Annotated in this window: 15 protein-coding genes; 8 read left to right on the top strand and 7 right to left on the bottom strand. The window is 73.4% G+C overall.

What is annotated here, in order from left to right; translation table 11 throughout:
- Positions 1-54 precede the first annotated feature (54 nt).
- The 5 genes from AB0C78_RS12300 to AB0C78_RS12280 all read left to right on the top strand — a co-directional run bounded on the left by AB0C78_RS12300 (position 55) and on the right by AB0C78_RS12280 (position 5,971).
- Entirely contained in the window at positions 55-567 is a 513-nt protein-coding gene (locus AB0C78_RS12300) for a VOC family protein (RefSeq protein WP_360745803.1), read from the top strand.
- 42 nt (positions 568-609) lie between these two features.
- Complete coding sequence (locus AB0C78_RS12295; protein ID WP_360745800.1) at positions 610-1,161, top strand: 2Fe-2S iron-sulfur cluster-binding protein; 552 nt, start codon at positions 610-612, stop codon at positions 1,159-1,161.
- On the top strand, positions 1,158-2,132 hold the full coding sequence (locus AB0C78_RS12290; protein ID WP_360745797.1) for a xanthine dehydrogenase family protein subunit M: 975 nt from the start codon (positions 1,158-1,160) through the stop codon (positions 2,130-2,132). Before AB0C78_RS12295 ends, AB0C78_RS12290 begins: the two co-directional genes overlap by 4 nt.
- Entirely contained in the window at positions 2,129-4,186 is a 2,058-nt protein-coding gene (locus tag AB0C78_RS12285) for a xanthine dehydrogenase family protein molybdopterin-binding subunit (RefSeq protein WP_360745794.1), read from the top strand. The genes AB0C78_RS12290 and AB0C78_RS12285 overlap by 4 nt, the downstream gene beginning before the upstream one ends.
- Before the next feature lie 126 nt (positions 4,187-4,312).
- Entirely contained in the window at positions 4,313-5,971 is a 1,659-nt protein-coding gene (locus tag AB0C78_RS12280) for an L-lactate permease (RefSeq protein ID WP_360745791.1), read from the top strand.
- A gap of 6 nt (positions 5,972-5,977) precedes the next feature.
- Here the strand turns inward: AB0C78_RS12280 and AB0C78_RS12275 are convergent, their stop codons facing one another.
- On the bottom strand, positions 5,978-6,223 hold the full coding sequence (locus tag AB0C78_RS12275; protein ID WP_360745788.1) for a DUF2630 family protein: 246 nt from the start codon (positions 6,221-6,223) through the stop codon (positions 5,978-5,980).
- Positions 6,224-6,287: 64 nt separating this feature from the next.
- Between AB0C78_RS12275 and AB0C78_RS12270 the strand changes: the two genes are divergently transcribed.
- Positions 6,288-6,767 (top strand): STAS domain-containing protein, encoded by a 480-nt coding sequence (locus AB0C78_RS12270; RefSeq protein ID WP_360745785.1) that lies wholly within the window; start codon positions 6,288-6,290, stop codon positions 6,765-6,767.
- A gap of 16 nt (positions 6,768-6,783) precedes the next feature.
- Here AB0C78_RS12270 and AB0C78_RS12265 read toward each other — a convergent pair whose 3' ends face one another.
- The 5 genes from AB0C78_RS12265 to AB0C78_RS12245 all read right to left on the bottom strand — a co-directional run bounded on the left by AB0C78_RS12265 (position 6,784) and on the right by AB0C78_RS12245 (position 12,417).
- Complete coding sequence (locus AB0C78_RS12265; RefSeq protein ID WP_360745782.1) at positions 6,784-7,527, bottom strand: arginase family protein; 744 nt, start codon at positions 7,525-7,527, stop codon at positions 6,784-6,786.
- 61 nt (positions 7,528-7,588) lie between these two features.
- A complete protein-coding gene (locus tag AB0C78_RS12260; RefSeq protein WP_360745779.1) occupies positions 7,589-8,341 on the bottom strand; it encodes a succinate dehydrogenase/fumarate reductase iron-sulfur subunit in 753 nt (250 codons plus the stop codon).
- Between the two features lie 2 nt (positions 8,342-8,343).
- Positions 8,344-10,281, bottom strand: coding sequence for a fumarate reductase/succinate dehydrogenase flavoprotein subunit (locus AB0C78_RS12255; RefSeq protein ID WP_360745776.1), 1,938 nt, complete (start codon positions 10,279-10,281; stop codon positions 8,344-8,346).
- Position 10,282: 1 nt separating this feature from the next.
- On the bottom strand, positions 10,283-10,972 hold the full coding sequence (locus AB0C78_RS12250; RefSeq protein ID WP_360745773.1) for a succinate dehydrogenase cytochrome b subunit: 690 nt from the start codon (positions 10,970-10,972) through the stop codon (positions 10,283-10,285).
- A 224-nt stretch (positions 10,973-11,196) separates the two neighbouring features.
- Positions 11,197-12,417, bottom strand: coding sequence for a SpoIIE family protein phosphatase (locus AB0C78_RS12245; RefSeq protein ID WP_360745771.1), 1,221 nt, complete (start codon positions 12,415-12,417; stop codon positions 11,197-11,199).
- A gap of 340 nt (positions 12,418-12,757) precedes the next feature.
- Here AB0C78_RS12245 and AB0C78_RS12240 point away from each other — a divergent pair, with 340 nt between their 5' ends.
- Positions 12,758-14,449, top strand: coding sequence for an ABC transporter ATP-binding protein (locus tag AB0C78_RS12240; protein ID WP_360745768.1), 1,692 nt, complete (start codon positions 12,758-12,760; stop codon positions 14,447-14,449).
- A 57-nt stretch (positions 14,450-14,506) separates the two neighbouring features.
- The gene (locus AB0C78_RS12235; protein WP_360745764.1) at positions 14,507-16,234 is read left to right on the top strand and encodes an ABC transporter ATP-binding protein; all 1,728 of its coding nucleotides are present in this window, start codon (positions 14,507-14,509) and stop codon (positions 16,232-16,234) included.
- Positions 16,235-16,294: 60 nt separating this feature from the next.
- Here the strand turns inward: AB0C78_RS12235 and AB0C78_RS12230 are convergent, their stop codons facing one another.
- Positions 16,295-18,376, bottom strand: coding sequence for a prolyl oligopeptidase family serine peptidase (locus AB0C78_RS12230; protein ID WP_360745761.1), 2,082 nt, complete (start codon positions 18,374-18,376; stop codon positions 16,295-16,297).
- Between the last annotated feature and the right edge of the window lie 87 nt (positions 18,377-18,463).

Genomic DNA, 18,463 nt, shown 5'->3' with positions numbered 1-18,463 from the left:
TCACGTGACCGCCGCCACGGGTTGGGCCTGGTGGGGCGGGGCATTTCGAGCGGTATGAGCGTGAGGGGGATCGATCATGTCGGGGTGACCGTCCCGGACCTGGAGGCGGCCACCGCGTTCTTCGGCGCCGTGCTGGGGGCGCGGCCGCTGTACGACACGCTGCGCAGGGAGGACGGGCCGGTCGCCGGGCCGGAGACCGAGCGGCGCCTCGGCGTGCCGGCGGGCACCGAGGAGGTCGCGATGCGGATGCTGCGGCTGCCGAACGGCCCGGGCCTGGAGCTGTTCGAGTTCCGCGGCACCGAGCGCCGCCCGCCGGCGCTGCCGAGCGACTTCGGCTGGCAGCACGTCGCCTTCTACGTGGACGATCTGGACGAGGCGGCGCGCGGCGTGGCGGACGCCGGCGGGGTCCTGCTCGGCGAGCCGCAGCGGCTGCCCGGCCCCGAGGCCGGCGACCGCAACCGCTTCCAGTACGCGCGGACGCCGTGGGGCAGCACCTTCGAGCTGCTCACCTATCCCGATCCGCAGCCGTACGAGAAGGACGCCGGACAGCGTCGCTGGACCCCCTGACCGCCGCGACTGCCTGCGCGGATCCGGGGTAGGCCCCCGGGCATGGACAGCGAAGTCACCCCGGTACACACCGAGATCACGCTGGTCGTGAACGGGACCGAGCACCGGCTGCGCGTCGACACGCGCGCGTCGCTGCTGGACACCCTGCGCGAGGATCTCGGGCTGACCGGCTCGAAGAAGGGCTGCGACCACGGGCAGTGCGGGGCGTGCACCGTCCTGCTGGACGGCCGCCGGGCGAACGCGTGCCTGGCCCTCGCCGTCGCGCACGACGGCGCGGAGGTCGTCACCGTCGAGGGGCTCGCGCGGGACGGCCGGCTCAGCGCGCTCCAGGAGGCGTTCATCGAGCAGGACGGGTTCCAGTGCGGGTACTGCACGCCCGGGCAGCTCTGCTCGGCGACGGCCGTCCTCGACGAGGCGGACCGGGGCTGGCCCAGCGCGGTGACCGAGGACCTCAGCGCCGACCCCGTCCTCGACGACGACGAGATACGCGAGCGCATGAGCGGCAACCTGTGCCGGTGCGGCGCGTACATGGGCATCGTCAAGGCCGTCCGGGAGGCGGCGCGCAAGACCGAGACGGAAGAGGCCAGGGCATGAGGCCGTTCGTGTACGAGCGCGCCACGAGCGCCGACGAAGCCCTGCGGCTGCACGAGGACGGCGCCTTCTACCTGGGCGGCGGCACCAACCTCGTCGACCTGATGAGGCTCGGCGTCGAGGAGCCGGCGCGGCTCGTCGACGTGTCCCGCCTCCCGAACGGCGAGATCGAGCTGCGGCCCGACGGGAGCCTGCTCATCGGCGCCGCCGTCAGCAACAGCGACCTCGCCGCCGACCGGACGGTCCGCGAGAGCCATCCCATGCTGGCGCAGGCCGTGCTGGCGGGGGCGTCCGGGCAGATCCGCAACCTCGCGACGGTCGGCGGCAACCTGCTGCAGCGCACGCGCTGCTCCTACTTCCAGGACGCCGACAAACCGTGCAACAAGCGCAACCCGGGCAGCGGCTGCCCGGCCCGTGAGGGCGAGCACCACAACCTCGCGATCCTCGGCCATTCCGAGGCCTGCGTCGCCACGCACCCGTCCGACATGGCGGTGGCCCTCGCCGCGCTCGACGCCACCGTCCACGTCCAGGGCCGCGCCGGCGAGCGGACGATCCCGCTCCGCGAGCTGCACCGGCTGCCCGGCAACGAGCCGCAGCGCGACACCGTCCTGGAGAGCGGCGACCTCATCACGGCCGTGGAGGTGCCGCCGCTGGACATCCCGTCCCGGTACCGCAAGGTCCGCGAGCGCGCGTCGTTCGCGTTCGCGCTGGTGTCGATCGCGGCGGCGCTCGACGTCGAGGGCGGCACCGTCCGGGACGTGCGGATCGCGCTCGGCGGCGTCGCGCACAAGCCGTGGCGGGCGCTGCGCGCCGAGGAGGCGCTGCGCGGCGCCCCGGCGATCGGCGAGGAGTTCCAGCGCGCCGCCGAGGCCGAGCTGGACCTCGCCGAGCCGCTGCGCGACAACGCCTACAAGGTGCCGCTCGCGCGCAACCTGATCGTCCGGACGCTGACCGAGCTGGGGGAGCAGTCATGACCGACCGGCTGGAGAGCCGCGAGAAGGTCACCGGGGCGGCCCGCTACGCCTACGAGTACCCGCTGGAGAACCCGGCCTACGCCGCGGCCGTGCAGTCGACCATCGCCAAGGGCGAGATCACGGAGGTGCACGCGGACGCCGCGCTGCGGATCCCGGGCGTCCTGGCCGTCCTGTCCTGCGAGAACGCGCCGCACCTGCACGAGGTGCCGGACGCGGAGCTGGCGCTGTTCCAGTCCCGGACGGTCGCGTACCGGGGCCAGTTCGTCGCCGCCGTCATCGCCGAGACGCTCGACATCGCGCGGGAGGCGGCGCGGCACGTCCGCGTCGACTACGTGTCCGAACCGTTCGACGTGCGGCTCAGCGCGGACGACCCGCGCCTCTACAAGCCCGACAAGGTGAACCCGGTGTTCCCCGCCGACACCGAGCAGGGCGACCCGGAGGAGGCGTTCACCAACTCGGCCGTCCGGGTGGACGCGACGTACACGACCCCCGCCGAGCACAACAACCCGATGGAGCCGCACACGACCGCGGCCCAGTGGAACGACGACGGCACCCTCACGCTCTACGACTCCACGCAGGGCTCCTCGCCGACGCAGGAGACGATCGCGCAGGTGTTCGGCCTCGACCGGACGCACGTGCGCGTCATCGCCCCGCACGTCGGCGGCGGGTTCGGGTCCAAGGGCACGCCGCGCCCCAACGTCGTGCTCGCGGCGATGGCGGCGGGCGCGGTGGGCCGTCCGGTGAAGTTCGCGGTGCCGCGCCAGCAGATGTTCGCCACCACCGGCTACCGGACCCCGACGATCCAGCGGTTCCGGCTCGGCGCCGACGCCGACGGCACGCTGAACGCGATCGTCCACGAGGTGTTCGAGCAGTCCTCGACCGTCACCGAGTTCGCCGAGCAGACCGCCACCCCGACCCGCGTCGTGTACCGGGCGGCGAACCGCCGCACCTCGCACCGGCTCGCCCGCCTCGACGTCCCGACGCCGTCGTGGATGCGGGCGCCCGGCGAGACGCCCGGCATGTTCGCGCAGGAGTCGGCGATGGACGAGCTGGCGTTCGCGGCCGGCGTCGACCCCGTCGAGCTGCGGATCCGCAACGACACCGACACCGAGCCGGAGAGCGGGCTGCCGTTCAGCTCCCGCAACCTCGTCGCGTGCCTGCGCGAGGGCGCCGACCGGTTCGGCTGGGAGCACCGCGACCCCGCGCCCGGCGTCCGCTGGGAGGGCCGCAAGCTCGTCGGGATGGGCGTCGCCGCGTCCACGTACCCCGCCTACATGCGTCCCAACAAGGCGACGGCGCGCGCCGAGGAGGACGGCACGTTCACCGTCCGGATCGCCGCCGCCGACATCGGCACCGGCGCCCGCACCGCCCTCACGCTGATCGCCGCCGAGGCGCTCAAGGCCGACGCCGACCGGGTGACCGTCGAGATCGGCGACAGCGCGCTGCCGCAGGCGACCGTCGCGGGCGGCTCCGCCGGCACCGCGAGCTGGGGCACCGCCGTCGTCCGCGCGTGCGAGTCGCTGCGCGGCAAGATGAACGGCTCCGTCCCGCCCGGCGGGCTGGAGGCGTCCGCGGACACCGCCGCCGAGCTGGAGGGCCGCGACGCGTACGCCCGGCACGCCTTCGGCGCGCAGTTCAGCGAGGTCGAGGTGGACGCCGACACCGGCGAGGTCCGGGTCCGCCGGATGCTCGGCGTGTTCGCCGCCGGCCGGATCATCAACCCGAAGACCGCGCGGTCGCAGTTCATCGGCGGCATGACGATGGGCATCGGGATGGCGCTGATGGAGGAGAGCGTCATGGACCCGCGGTTCGGCGACTACGTCAACCGCGACCTCGCCCAGTACCACGTCCCGGCCTGCGCGGACGTCCGCGACATCGACGCGGCGTGGGTGGAGGAGGCCGACCCGCACCTGAACCCGATGGGGTCCAAGGGCATCGGCGAGATCGGCATCGTCGGCGCCGCCGCGTCCGTCGCGAACGCCGTGCACCACGCGACCGGCGTCCGCGTCCGCGACCTGCCGATCACCCCGGCCCGGCTGCTGCCGCTGCTCTGACTTCGGGCCGGCAGCCCTCCGGGAGGTGCTGACTGATTGAAAAGTTCACCATCAATGTGAGGCGGGACACACCACGGGGTATTGACGGTCCAACTCGGGGGCCGCTCCTAACCGCGAGGTGATCCCGTGTACCGACAGGTCCTCGATCCCGTCGCCGACTCGCTCGGCTGGAGTTCGCTGGTCGCCGCGCTGCCGCTGGCGGTGCTGTTCGTCCTGCTCGGGGCGCTGCGGATGCGCGCCTGGCTGGCGTCCCTGATCGCGCTGGCGGTCGCCCTGGCCGTGGCGATCTGGACGTACGGGATGCCGGCCGATCAGGCGTTCCTGGCCGGCAGCGAAGGCGCCGCGTTCGGCTTCTTCCCGATCCTGTGGATCGTCATCAACGCCCTCTGGGTCTACAACATCACCGTCGCGACCGGCCACTTCGACGTGCTGCGCCGGACGTTCGCGCAGGTCAGCGACGACCAGCGGCTGCAGGCGATCCTCATCGCGTTCTCCTTCGGCGCGCTGCTGGAAGCGCTTGCCGGGTTCGGCACCCCGGTCGCGGTCACCTCCGTGATGCTGATCGCGCTCGGCTTCCAGCCGCTGAAGGCCGCCGTCCTCGCGCTCACCGCCAACACCGCGCCCGTCGCGTTCGGCGCGATGGCCACGCCGATCCTCACCCTCGGCAAGGTCACCGGCCAGTCCAGCGACACGCTCGGCGCCATGGTCGGCCGGCAGACCCCGATCCTCGCCGTGTTCGTCCCGCTGATCCTGGTGCTGATCGTCGACGGCCGCCGCGGCGTCCGCGAGACGTGGCCGACCGCGCTGTTCTGCGGCGCCGCGTTCGGCGCCGCGCAGTACGTCACCGCCAACTTCATCTCGGTGCCGCTCGCCGACGTCGTCGCGTCGCTGGTGTCGGCCGCCGCGGTCGTCCTCGTCGTCCGGCTGCGCCGCCCGCACGCCCCGGCCCGCCCGGTCATCGCCGGCGGCGCCGCCGACGAGCCCACCCCCGAGTTCGCCGCCCGCGCCGGGCGCGGCGGCGCCCCCGGCGAGGCCCCGGCCGACTCGCGCGCCGACGTCGTCCGCGCCTACGCCCCCTACGCGATCATCATCGCGGTGTTCGTCGTCTGCCAGATCGACCAGGTCAAGAACTGGCTGAACGGCGCCACCCAGACGGTCGGCTGGCCCGGCCTGCACATCACGGCCGCGTCCGGCAAGCCGTCGACGCTGCCCACCTTCACCTTCAACTACTTCACCACGCCCGGAACCCAGATGCTCGTCGCGGGCCTCCTCACCATGATCGCGCTGCGCGTCGGCGCGGGCCGGGCGCTGCGCGCCTACGGCACGACGCTCGTCCAGCTCCGCTGGGCGATCGTCACCGTGATGGCCGTGCTGGCGCTCGCGTTCGTGATGAACGCCTCCGGCCAGACCGTCACGCTCGGCACCTGGATGGCCGGCGCCGGCGGCGCCTTCGCCGTGCTGTCCCCGGTCCTCGGCTGGCTCGGCACCGCCGTGACCGGCTCGGACACCTCGTCGAACTCCCTGTTCGGCGCCCTGCAGATCACCGCCGCGAACAAGGCCGACCTGTCGCCCGTGCTGATGGCCGCCACCAACAGCTCCGGCGGCGTCCTCGGGAAGATGGTGTCCCCGCAGAACCTCGCGATCGCCGCGGCCGCCGTCGGCCTGGACGGCCGCGAGGGCGACATCTTCCGCCGCGTCGTCCTGTGGAGCCTGCTGTTCCTGGCCGGCATGTGCGTGCTGTCCGGCCTGCAGTCCACGGACGTCCTGTCGTGGATGGTGCCGTAGCGGGCGCTACTGGCGGTAGCCCTCGACCTCGCTGGGCGGGCGCACGTGCGCGTCCTCCGGGTTCTGCCCCGCGTCGATCCTGGCGCGCCGCTGGCGCAGCAGATCCCAGCACTGGTCGAGGGCCACCTCCAGCTCCCGCAACCGCCGTCTCGTGTCCTCACCGGTGGTCTCGGAGCGTTCATGCGCCTGCCGGAGCGCGTGCTCCTCGTCGATGAACTCGTTGATCCGCTCCAGGATCGCCTTCTCGTCCATGAAAAGCCTCCCGATGACGGTTTTCCCGCGTGGTGGGGTCCACAAGGTGTCAACAGGTGAGATCGTGGCATATACGGGCGTGCCCGCGGTAGGCGGCGCCCCGGTCCCGAAGGGCGAGGAGCGGATGACGGTCTGGCGGATCACCGGCGGGGAGGGCGGTCCGGGCGGACCGCGCCCGGAGCGCACCGCTCCCCGCTACGACGTCGTCGAACTCGACACCCCGCTGCTGCGCATCGAGGGCGCCGCGGACGCCCCCTGGCTGCGCATGGCCGGCGAGGTGGACGTGTCCAACGCGGCCGACCTCACCCGCGCCCTGCGCGCCGCCCGCGCCCGGATCGACGGCGACCTGCACCTCGACCTCGCCGGCGTCGACTTCATCGACGTCGCGGGCCTGCGCACCCTCACCCTCGCGGCCCGCGACCTCGCCGGCCGCGACGGCCTGCTCGTCCTGCACTCGGTCACCGCGCACATCGACAAGCTCGTCCGGCTGATCGGCTGGGACGCCGTCCCCGGCCTCGAACTCCACTGCCGGCTGCGCCCCTGACCGGCGCCGGCCGGTGTCAGGCCAGGAGGGCGGCGAGGAGGCGGGCGCGGACGCCGTCGTCGCCCGGCCGCGGCGGGTGCCACGGGCAGGCGATGTCGACCGCGGCGACCCGGCCCGTGGCCTTCACCCGCTGGACCGCCGCGACGACCGCGTCGAAGGACGGCCCGCCGCCCACGGGGAACTTCAGCCCCGGCAGGTCGGCCTTGTCGACCACGTCCACGTCGACGTGCAGGACGAGCGGGCCGTCCGGCAGGTCGATGCCGTCCACAGGGCAGCGACGGACCCGCGACGACGCGAGGAACTCCGCCTCGGCCGGGTCGAGGTCGCGGGCGTCCACGAGGACGGCCCGCTCCTCCGGCAGCGGCCGCAGGCCCAGCCGCGACGACAGCAGTTCGGGGTGGTCGCCGAGGATCTGCCGCAGCGGCATCCCGCCGATGTACCCGGAGGTGCTGGTCTCCGGCGTCTGGACGTCTCCGTGCGCGTCGAACCACACGATCGAGGCGTCCACCCCGGCCCGCTGCACGCCCGCGAGGACGGCCTCGGAGACCAGGCAGTCGCCGGACACCACCGACGGGACCGTGCCGGCCGCGACCTGCGCGGCGACCTCGGCGGCGACCGGCTCGTACAGCGCGGCGATCCGCGTCCAGACGTCGCCCTCGGGAAACTCGCGGGCGACCGTGACCACCTCGGCCTCGGGGAGCGGGAACGTCGCGCCGGGCAGGCGCTCGTCCTGGTGGTAGGGGACAAGAGTGATCGTCATGCGCCCACATTAGAGCGGCCCCGCCCGGTACTCCGAGCGGGGCCGTGGCCTGCGAGGACGATCAGCGCTTCTTCCCGCCGGCGGTCGCCTTCAGGTAGTCGCGGTTCAGGTTCCCGATCACGTCGAGCGGGATGCCCTTCGGGCACGCGACCGTGCACTCGCCGGTGTTCGTGCAGCCGCCGAAGCCCTCGTCGTCGTGGGTGTCCAGCATCGACACGACGCGGTCCCAGCGCTCCGGCTGGCCCTGCGGCATCAGGCCGAGGTGGGTGACCTTCGCGCCGAGGAACAGCGACGCCGACCCGTTCGGGCAGGCCGCGACGCAGGCGCCGCAGCCGATGCACTCGGCGGCCTCGAACGCCCGGTCCGCGTCCGGCTTCGGGACGGGCGTGGAGTGCGCCTCCGGCGCGGTGCCGGTCGGCGCGGTGATGTAGCCGCCCGCCTGGATGATCCGGTCGAACGCGGACCGGTCCACCACGAGGTCCTTGACGACCGGGAACGCCCGGGCGCGCCACGGCTCGACGTCGATGACCTCGCCGTCCTTGAACTTGCGCATGTGCAGCTGGCAGGTGGTGGTGCGCTCCTCGGGGCCGTGCGGGGTCCCGTTGATGACCAGCGAGCACATGCCGCAGATGCCCTCGCGGCAGTCGTGGTCGAACGCCACCGGCTCCTCGCCGCCCGCGATGAGCTTCTCGTTGAGGACGTCCAGCATCTCCAGGAACGAGGCGTCCGGGGAGACGTCGTCGAGCTTGTACTCGACCATCTTCCCCTTGTCCTGGGGGCCGCTCTGGCGCCAGACGCGCAGTGTGAGCTTCATGATTACTTGTACGACCTCTGCGTCGGGTGGACGTATTCGAAGTTCAGTTCCTCCTTGTGGAGGACGGGCTGCTCGCCCTCGCCGGCCCACTCCCAGGCGGCGACGTAACCGAAGTTGTCGTCGTCGCGCTTGGCCTCGCCGTCCTCGTCCTGGCTCTCGGCGCGGAAGTGGCCGCCGCAGGACTCGGTGCGGTGCAGGGCGTCGATCACCATCAGCTCGGCGAGCTCGAAGAAGTCGGCGACGCGGCCGGCCTTCTCCAGCTGCTGGTTCAGCTCCTCGCCCTTGCCGGTGACCTTGACGCGCGTCCAGAACTCGTCCCGCAGCGCCGGGATGAGCTCCAGGGCCTTGCGCAGGCCCTCCTCGGTGCGCTCCATGCCGCAGTACTCCCACATGATGTGGCCGAGCTCGCGGTGGAAGGAGTCGACGGAGCGGTCCCCGTCGATCGACAGGAACCTCTCGATCCGGGAGGTGACCCGCTCCTCGGCCTCGGCGATCGCCTTCTCGTCGACGGGCGGGAGGGCGTTGCGGGCGATGTAGTCGTTGATGGTGTTCGGCAGCACGAAGTAGCCGTCGGCGAGGCCCTGCATCAGCGCGGACGCGCCGAGCCGGTTCGCGCCGTGGTCGGAGAAGTTCGCCTCGCCGATCACGAACAGGCCGGGGATCGTCGACTCCAGGTCGTAGTCGACCCACAGCCCGCCCATCGTGTAGTGCACGGCGGGGTAGATGCGCATCGGCGTGTCGTACGGGTTCTCGCCGGTGATGCGCTCGTACATCTCGAAGAGGTTGCCGTACTTGGCCTCGACCTTGTCGCGGCCGAGCCGCTCGATCGCGTCGGCGAAGTCGAGGTAGACGCCGAGGCCGCCGGGGCCGACGCCGCGTCCCTCGTCGCAGACGTTCTTCGCGGCGCGGGACGCGATGTCGCGGGGCACCAGGTTGCCGAAGGACGGGTAGATGCGCTCCAGGTAGTAGTCGCGCTCGTCCTCGGGGATGTCGTACGGCCGGCGGGTGTCGCCGGCCTTCTTCGGCACCCAGACGCGGCCGTCGTTGCGCAGCGACTCCGACATCAGCGTCAGCTTCGACTGGTGGTCGCCGCTGACCGGGATGCAGGTCGGGTGGATCTGGGTGTAGCACGGGTTGGCGAACAGGGCGCCGTGCCGGTGCGCGCGCCACGACGCGGTGACGTTCGAGCCCATCGCGTTGGTGGACAGGAAGTACACGTTGCCGTAGCCGCCGGACGCCAGCACGACCGCGTCGGCGGTGTAGTGCTTGATCTCGCCGTTGATCAGGTTGCGGACGACGACGCCGCGCGCCCGCCCGTTCTCCATGATCAGGTCGAGCATCTCGTGCCGCGGGTACAGCTCCACGTTCCCGGCGTCGACCTGCCGCATCAGCGCCTGGTAGGCGCCGAGGAGCAGCTGCTGGCCCGTCTGGCCGCGGGCGTAGAACGTGCGGGACACCTGCGTGCCGCCGAACGAGCGGTTGTCGAGCAGGCCGCCGTACTCGCGGGCGAACGGGACGCCCTGCGCGACGCACTGGTCGATGATCTGCCGGGAGATGTCGGCGAGCCGGTACACGTTCGACTCCCGGGATCGGAAGTCGCCGCCCTTCACCGTCTCGTAGAACAGCCGGTAGACGCTGTCGCCGTCGTTGCGGTAGTTCTTCGCGGCGTTGATGCCGCCCTGCGCGGCGATCGAGTGGGCGCGGCGCGGGCTGTCCTGGAAGCAGAACTGCTGGACGTGGTAGCCGGCCTCGCCGAGGGTGGCGCCGGCCGAGCCGCCCGCCAGCCCGGTGCCGATGATGATGATTTTCTTCTTGCGCTTGTTGGCCGGGTTGACCTGCTTGGCCTCGAACTTGCGCGTCGTCCAGCGGTCCTCGATCGGGCCCTTGGGCGCCTTGGCGTCGGCGATCGGCTCGCCGGACTTGTAGAAGCTGTCGCTCATGTCAGCTCACCCATCCGAAGGTGACGGAGATCGGGACGGCGATGAAGCCGAGGGTCACGACCCCGGCGACGCCGCCGGCGAGCACGCGCAGCGCGCCGTTGCTGCGGGGGCTGCGCAGGCCGAGGGTCTGGAACGCGCTCCAGATGCCGTGGTTGAGGTGCAGGCCGACCAGCAGGACCGCGAGGACGTACCAGACGGTGATGTACCAGCGGGAGCCGTCGAAGTCGGCGATGACCCGGTCGTAGGGGGTGGCGTCGGACCCCAGCGGGTTCACCGCGAAGAAGGTGAGGTCCAGGAGGTGCCAGATGATGAACAGCGCGACGACGATGCCGCCGTACCGCATCGTGTAGGTGGCGTAGCCCTGCGCGTGCGACTTCTTCCTCGACTGGTACTTCACCGGGCGGGCGTGCGCGGCGCGCTTGCCGAGCGAGATGGCCGACCACATGTGCAGGACGACCGACACGACGAGCACGATCTCCAGGATCGTCAGCAGCGTCCGGTGCGGGACGGCGGGCTCGCCCATCGTGCGCAGCCAGTGCGCGTAGTGGTCGAAGTCCCCCGCGCCGAGGAAGATCTTCAGGTTCCCGATCATGTGCGCGATCAGGAACAGCACCAGGATTGCGCCGGTCACGGCCATGACGGCCTTCTTGCCGACGGTCGATCGGTAGATCGCAGGTATCGCTATAGCCACGTCGCGAACGGTATGTCCAATTTGGACAAGAGCGCCAAGTCATCAGCGCACTCAATCCGATAGCCGCAGGCTATGAACCGAGCCGGGACGGGCCTCCCCGCCTCCCCGGCCGTTCATGATCGTGAGTGACTTCACAGCGCGTCCGGGAACCCGCCCGATCAGTGACGCAGGCGACATTGACCCACTGCCGCCGGTGTGCGGTCAGGACGCCGCTGTGGCCGCCGTCACACCGCCGTGGCCTCCCGCGACAGCAGCAGCACCGCCAGGTCGTCGGTCAGGGCGTCTCCGTTGAGGTTCTCCACCTCGGTCACCAGCTCGTCGATCAGCGACCGCCCGGTGACGCCCTTGCCGCGCGCCGCGCGCGCCAGCTCGACGAGCCCGTCGGTGCCGAGCCGGGCCGAGCCCGTCCCGACCCGCCCCTCGATCAGCCCGTCGGTGTAGAGCATCAGCCCCCACGACTCGCCGAGGTCGATCTCCGTCGTCGGCCACTCCGCGCCCGGCACCAGGCCGAGCGCCGGCCCGTGCGCGTACTCCGGCAGCGCCGCGACCTCGAAGCCGCCGTCGGGCCCGTCGCGGAACAGCAGCGGCGCCGGATGGCCGGCCAGGTGCATCCGCGCGGTCCGCCGCGACGGCGCGATCGTGATCATGCACAGCGTGGTGAAGATCTCCTCGCTGCGCCGCTCGTGCCCGAGCACCGTGTCGAGGGTGCCGAGCAGCTGCTCGCCGGTGTGCCCGGCCAGCACCAGCGTCCGCCACGCCATCCGCAGCTGCACGCCGAGCGCCGCCTCGTCCGGGCCGTGCCCGCACACGTCGCCGATCATCAGGTGGACGGCGCCGCCCTCGGTCTGCACCGTGTCGTAGAAGTCGCCGCCGAGCAGCGCCCGCCGCCGGCCCGGCCGGTAGCGGGTGTGGTGCCGCAGCGACGGGTCGTCGATCAGCGGGACGGGCAGCAGCCCGCGCTCCAGCCGCGCGTTCTCGCGGCCCAGGATGCGCGCCTCCACCAGCCGCCGCTCGGTCTCCTCCGACCGCTTGCGCTCGATGGCGTAGCGCACCGCGCGGGCCAGCAGCGGGCCGTCGACCTCCTGCTTGACCAGGTAGTCCTCGGCGCCGGCGGCGACCGCGCGGACGCCGAGGCCCGCGTCGTCCAGCCCGGTCAGCACCACCACCGCGGCCGTCCCGGACATGTCCAGCACCTGGCGCAGCCCGTCCAGCCGGTCGATCCCCGGCGCCGACAGGTCCACGATGATGCACTGGGTGCGGCGGGTCAGCCGGCGCCGCGCGGTCGGCAGGTCCGCCGCGACGGTGATCAGCGCGTCCAGGCCGCTGTCGCCGAGCATCTTCTCGACCATCAGCACGTCGGAGGGGTCGTCGTCGATGAGGAGCAGGTCGACCCTGTCCTCGGCCCCTGGCGTGAAGGGATGCGTCTGGTGACTGATAGTGCTCACTAAGCTTCCGGAAAAGTCGGGGCTGGCGACGGCACTGGCAACGGCCGGACCGTTCCGGTTATTCCTGCGCGGGGCAGGACGCCAGGGCCGGGCCGCACCGGGGGAGCGGCTTCTGCTTAGCCGCCGGAGTCCCGGCTCGAGGAGCGGGAGGGACCTCGCTCCGTGCCCTCCGACCTTAGCGTGTCCGCCCGTCCCCGCGCACCCCTGTGATCGTCCGCAGGGCGGGTCCCGGACGGTCCGGAAACCCCCTCCGGCGCGCCGGCCCGGCGGCCCCGGGGCGGGCCGCGCGCCCCGGAAAAATCGTTCGATCGCGGCGGGGCCCGCCGCATATCTTCGTTCGGTGAACCCGTTGCCGGAGAAAGATCCAGGCAGCCCCGACCACGGATCCCCCGCCCGGTACCTGCTGTGGCTGCTGCGCGCCGAATGGCGGGGCGTGCTGGTCGGCGCGCTGTTCGGCGTCGGCTGGATGCTCAGCCAGGCGCTGATGCCCGCCGCGATCGGCCGCGCCATCGGCGACGGCGTCGCCGGGCGCGACGACCGGGCGCTGCTCGTCTGGACGGGCGCGCTGCTCGCCCTCGGCGGCGTGCAGGCCGCGACGGGGATCCTCAGGCACCGGCGGGCGGTGTTCCTCTGGCTGTCGTCGGCCTATCGGACCGTCCAGATCGTCACCCGGCACGCGACGCGGCTCGGCGCGACGCTGCCGAAGCGGCTCGGCGCGGGCGAGGTCGTCAGCATCGGCCTGTCCGACGTCGCGCACCTCGGCGACGTCGTCGACATCGTGTGCCGCGGCTCCGGCGCCGTCGTCGCGATCGTCGTCGTCGCGGTCGTGCTGCTCGCCACCGCGCCGAAGCTCGGGCTGATCGTGCTGGTCGGCGTGCCGCTCGTGCTGCTGCTCGCCGCGCCGCTGCTGCGCCCGTTCCGCGAGCGCGAGGAGGCGCACCGCGAGCTCGTCGGCGAGCTGAACGGCCGCGCCACCGACCTCGTCGAGGGGCTGCGGATCCTGCGCGGCATCGGCGGGGAGCGGCTGTTCTCCGGCCGGTACCGGGGCCTGTCCGGCCGGGTCCGCGACGCGGGCGTCGCCGCGGCCCGCGCCGAGTCCCGGATCTCCGGCGCCGAGGTGCTCCTGCCCGGCCTGCTGATCGCCGCCGTGACCTGGGCCGGCGCGCACTACGTCGCGCGCGGCGAGATCGGCGTCGGCGACCTCGTGGCCTGCTACGGCTACGCGGTGTTCCTGATCGTCCCGCTGCGCACGATCGGCGAGGCCGCCGGCAAGATCACCAAGGGGCTGGTGGCGGCGCGGCGGGTCGTCCGGCTGCTCGACCTCGCCCCGGACCCGGACGGCGGCACCGCCCGCCCGGCCGGGCCCGCCGAGCTCGTCGACATCGCGTCCGGCCTGGTGGTGCGGCCCGGGCGGGTCACCGCGATCGCCGCCGCGCAGCCGCGCGACGCGCAGGCCATCGCCGACCGGCTCGGCCGGTACGCGCCCGGCGACGTCGACTTCGCCGGCGTGCCGCTGCGCGAGGTCGCGGGGCTGCGCCGCCGCGTGCTGGTCGCGGTCAACGAGGACCGGCTGTTCTCCGGCACCCTCGCCGAGGCCCTCGCGCCGCCCGGCACGCCGCCGGCCGTCCTGGACGCGGCGCTGCGCGCGGCGTCCGCCGAGGACATCGCCGCCGCGTCCGGCCTGGACCGGCACGTCGCCGAGGCGGGACGGGAGTTCTCCGGCGGGCAGCGGCAGCGGCTCCGGCTCGCCCGGGCGCTCGCCGCCGACCCCGAGGTGCTGGTCCTCGTGGAGCCGACCAGCGCCGTCGACGCGCACACCGAGGCGCGCATCGCCGAACGGCTCGGCGAGGCCCGCGCCGGCCGCACCACGGTCGTGTGCACGACCAGCCCGCTGATGCTGGACCGCGCCGCGCACGTCGCGTTCGTCGAGGACGGCCGGGTCGTCGCGGAGGGCACCCACCGCGACCTGCTGCGGGCCGAGCCGCGCTACGCCGCGGCCGTCACCCGCGGCGAGGCGCCCGCGCGCCGCTGACCCGGCCGCGATACCGAACCACAGGACCATCAGGACCGCAGTACGGAAGGGCACGACGTGAGCACCGAGATCCTGCCGGTCGCGGAGCCCGCGCAGGTGCGGGCGTACGCGCGGCGCGTCGCCCTGCGGCATCCCCGCGCCCTCGCCGGCACGCTGGCGCTGCACGGGCTCGCCGCGGTCGCCGGCCTCGTCGCGCCCCGGCTGCTCGGCGAGCTGGTCGAGGGCGTCCGCGACGGGACCGCCCACATCGACACCACCGCGCTCGCCATCGCCGGCTTCGTGATCGTCCAGGGCGTGCTGACCCGGTACGCCTACTTCACCTCCGCGCGGCTCGGCCAGCGCGTCCTCGCCGAGCTGCGCGAGGAGTTCGTCGACCGGCTGCTCGGGCTGCCGCTGTCGGCGGTCGAGCGGGCCGGCACCGGCGACCTCGTCACCCGCGCGTCCCGCGACGTCGACACGCTCGGCTCGTCGCTGCGCGAGGCGGTCCCGGAGACCCTCGTCGCGATCGTCGTCGGCGCGTTCACCTTCGGCGCGCTGCTGCTCAACGGCCCGCTGGTCGCGCTGCCGTGCCTGGTGTCCGTCCCGATCCTGTGGGGCGTGATGCGCTGGTACCTGCCGCGCTGCCGGGACGGCTACCTGCGCGAGAACGCCTCCTGGGCGCTGATCGCCGACGGCCTCGCCGAGACCGTGCACGGCGCCCGGACCGTCGAGGCGTTCGGCCTCGCCGACCGCCGGCGGGCCCGCGGCGACGCCGACATCGCCCGCAGCTACGCCGCCGAGCGGTACACGCTGCGGCTGCGGACGGTGCTGTTCCCCGTCGCCGAGTTCGGGTTCGTGCTGCCGGTCGCGACGACGCTGCTGTTCGGCGGCCTGTTCTACGCGCACGGGATGGCCTCGCTCGCGCAGGTGACCGCCGCGACCCTGTACGTCCAGCAGCTGATCGAACCGGTCGACATGCTGCTGTCCAAGCTGGACGAGCTGCAGCTCGGCGGCGCGTCCCTGGCCCGGCTGCTCGGCGTCGGGAACGTCCCGGCGGACCGGGAGCCGGGCGAGCGGCGCCCGGACGGCGAGCGGCTCAACGCGCGGGACGTCCGCTACTCCTACCGGACGGGCCGCGACGTCCTGCACGGCGTCGACCTCGACCTGCGGCCGGGCGAGCGGCTGGCGATGGTCGGGCCGAGCGGCGCCGGGAAGTCCACGCTGGGCCGCCTGCTCGCCGGGATCGACGGCCCGCGCTCCGGCGCGGTCACGGTCGGCTCGGACGCCCCCGTCCCGCTGGTCGAGCTGCCCCTCGACGACCTGCGCGGCCACGTCGCGCTCGTCACGCAGGAGCACCACGTGTTCCGCGGCACGCTCCGCGAGAACCTGGCGATGGCCCGCCCGGACGCGTCCGACGCCCGGATGCGCGACGTCCTCGCGACCGTCGACTGGGACGGCCCCGGCCTGGACGCCGAGGTCGGCGAGGGCGGCGCGACGCTGTCGCCCGCGCAGGCGCAGCAGCTCGCGCTGGCCCGGCTCGTCCTCGCGGACCCGCACACGCTGGTGCTGGACGAGGCGACGTCGCTGCTCGACCCGCGGGCCGCCCGCCGGCTGGAGAGCACGCTCGCCGCCGTGCTGGACGGCCGGACCGTCGTCGCGATCGCGCACCGGCTGCACACCGCGCACGACGCCGACCGCGTCGCGGTCGTGGAGGACGGCCGCATCACCGAGCTCGGCACCCACGACGAGCTCCTGGCCCAGAACGGCTCATACGCCGCCCTCTGGACGTCGTGGCACGGCCCGTAGACGATCAATCGCGGCGTGCCGCCCCCATGGCATCGCTCATGAGGGCGGCACGCCGCGCACTCAACGGGCCAGGGCCGTCTTGAGGTACTCGACCTGGACCAGGAGGAGGTTCTCCGCCACGACCTCCTGCGGGGTCATGTGGGTGACGCCGGACAGCGGCAGGACGGTGTGCGGGCGGCCGGCGGCCAGCAGCGCCGACGACAGCCGCAGCGTGTGCGCGGCGACCACGTTGTCGTCGGCGAGCCCGTGGATGATCATCAGCGGGCGCTTCAGGTCGCCGGCCATCTCGATCAGCGAGTTCGCGGCGTAGGACTCCGGCTCCTCGTCGGGGTGGCCGAGGTACCGCTCGGTGTAGTGGGTGTCGTACAGCCGCCAGTCGGTGACGGGCGCGCCCGCGATGCCCGCGTGGAACACGTCCGGGCGGCGCAGCACGGCGAGGGCCGCCAGCCAGCCGCCGAACGACCAGCCGCGGATGCCGACCCGGTCCAGGTCGAGCGCCGCCGGATGCAGCCGCGCCGCCTCGATCAGCGCGGTGATCTGGTCCTCCAGCACCGGCTCGACGAAGTCGCCGCGGACCGCGCGGTCCCAGACCGGGCCGCGGCCCGGCGTGCCGCGGCCGTCCGCGATCACCACGGCGAAGCCCTGGTCGGCGAGCCACTGCGCCTCGCAGTACGCCCGCTGGACGGCCAGCACCCGCTGCGCGTGCGGGCCGCCGTAGGGGTCCATCAGGACGGGCAGCCGCCCGTCGCCCGGCTTCCAGCCGGTCGGCAGCACCACGGCGGTGCGGATCTCGCGGTCCCCGGCGCGCAGCAGCTCGACCCGCGGCGTGATCACCGGCGTCTCGGCGAGCGACGCGACCGGGTGGATCCCGGACGGCTCGCGCACCTCGACCTCGGTGCCCGGACGGTCCAGCCGCGATCCCGTGACGACCGTCACACCGGCGGCCCGCACCCCGCCGAACACGCCCTGCCCGTCGGTCAGCCGGACGATCTCCCCCGCGTCGTAGGAGTAGAGGTGCACCTCCGTGGGCTCCTCCGACGCGGTGAACAGGATCGACTCGCCCTCCACGCCGAGGATCGAGCGGATCTGCAGGCCGCCCGGCGTGACGGGCTTGCCGCCGATCGTGATGCGGCGCGTGTCGGTCTCGCGGTCCTCGGTGACCCACACCAGGTCGCCCGTCCCCGTGTGCGCGGGCAGGCCGGGGACGATGTCGGTCCACACCGGGTCGTGCTCGTTGTGCACCAGCGACGTCTCCCCGTTGGACGGGTCGACCCGCAGCACCCGCTGGGACCGCTGGTCGCGCGGCTGCACCACGATCAGCAGGCCGTGCCGGTCCCACGACGCGGTGACGACGTAGGGGAACATGCCGCGGTCCCACGCGACGCCGGTCCGGCCGCCGTCCACCTTCAGCAGGACCAGCGACACGATCGCGTTCGGCGTGCCCGCCGCCGGGTAGGCGATCTCGGCGGGCGTCCGGTCGGGGTTGGCGGGGTCGGCGATGTGCCAGCGCTGCACGGGCGTCTCGTCCACCCGGGCGACGAGCAGGGTCCCGCCGTCCGGCGACCACCAATGGCCGCGCATCCGGCCCATCTCCTCGGCCGCGACGAACTCGGCGAGCCCGTAGGAGATCTGCTCCGACTCCGGCTGCACGACGGCCCGGTCGTCCGAGCCGTCGATCTCGATCACCCGCAGCGTCCGCCCGGACACGTAGGCGACGCGGCGGCCCGCCGGGTCGGGGCGCGGGTCGAACACGGGCGCCTGCGCGGGCAGTTCCCGGACCTGCCCGCTTTCGAGGTCGGCGACGTAGAGCCGCCCGCCCAGGGTGAACACGGCCTGCCGCATCTCGCGGTCGGTGGCGTACCCGACGATGCCGCCGGCCTGCTCGCGCGCGCGCTCGCGGCGGGCCCGCTCCTCGGCGGGCAGGTTCTCCTCGCCCGGCACGTCCAGCGCGGCCGGGTCGGCGACGAGGCGCTCCTCGCCGGTGCCGGTGTCCAGCGTCCACAGGCAGGTCACCGGATCGTCGCCCGCCCTCGTGCGCAGGAAGATCACGCGCGTCCCGTCCGGCGCGATCTGGAAGGCGCGCGGGACGCCGAGGGTGAAACGGCGGGTGCGGGCGCTCTGCCGCGGATAGCTGATGCTCATGGCATCCGAGTCTGCCAGCCCGCGAGCCTCCCCGAACGGCGGCGCGGCGCCCGTGCCTGCCCCTATGATTCCGGGCGGTCATCGCGG

Origin of the sequence: Actinomadura sp. NPDC048394 (assembly GCF_040651755.1) — a bacterium.
Classification (GTDB): domain Bacteria; phylum Actinomycetota; class Actinomycetes; order Streptosporangiales; family Streptosporangiaceae; genus Spirillospora; species Spirillospora montaniterrae.
The sequence above is the reverse complement of the archived record's forward strand: the minus strand, read 5'-3'. Positions and strand labels throughout refer to the sequence as shown.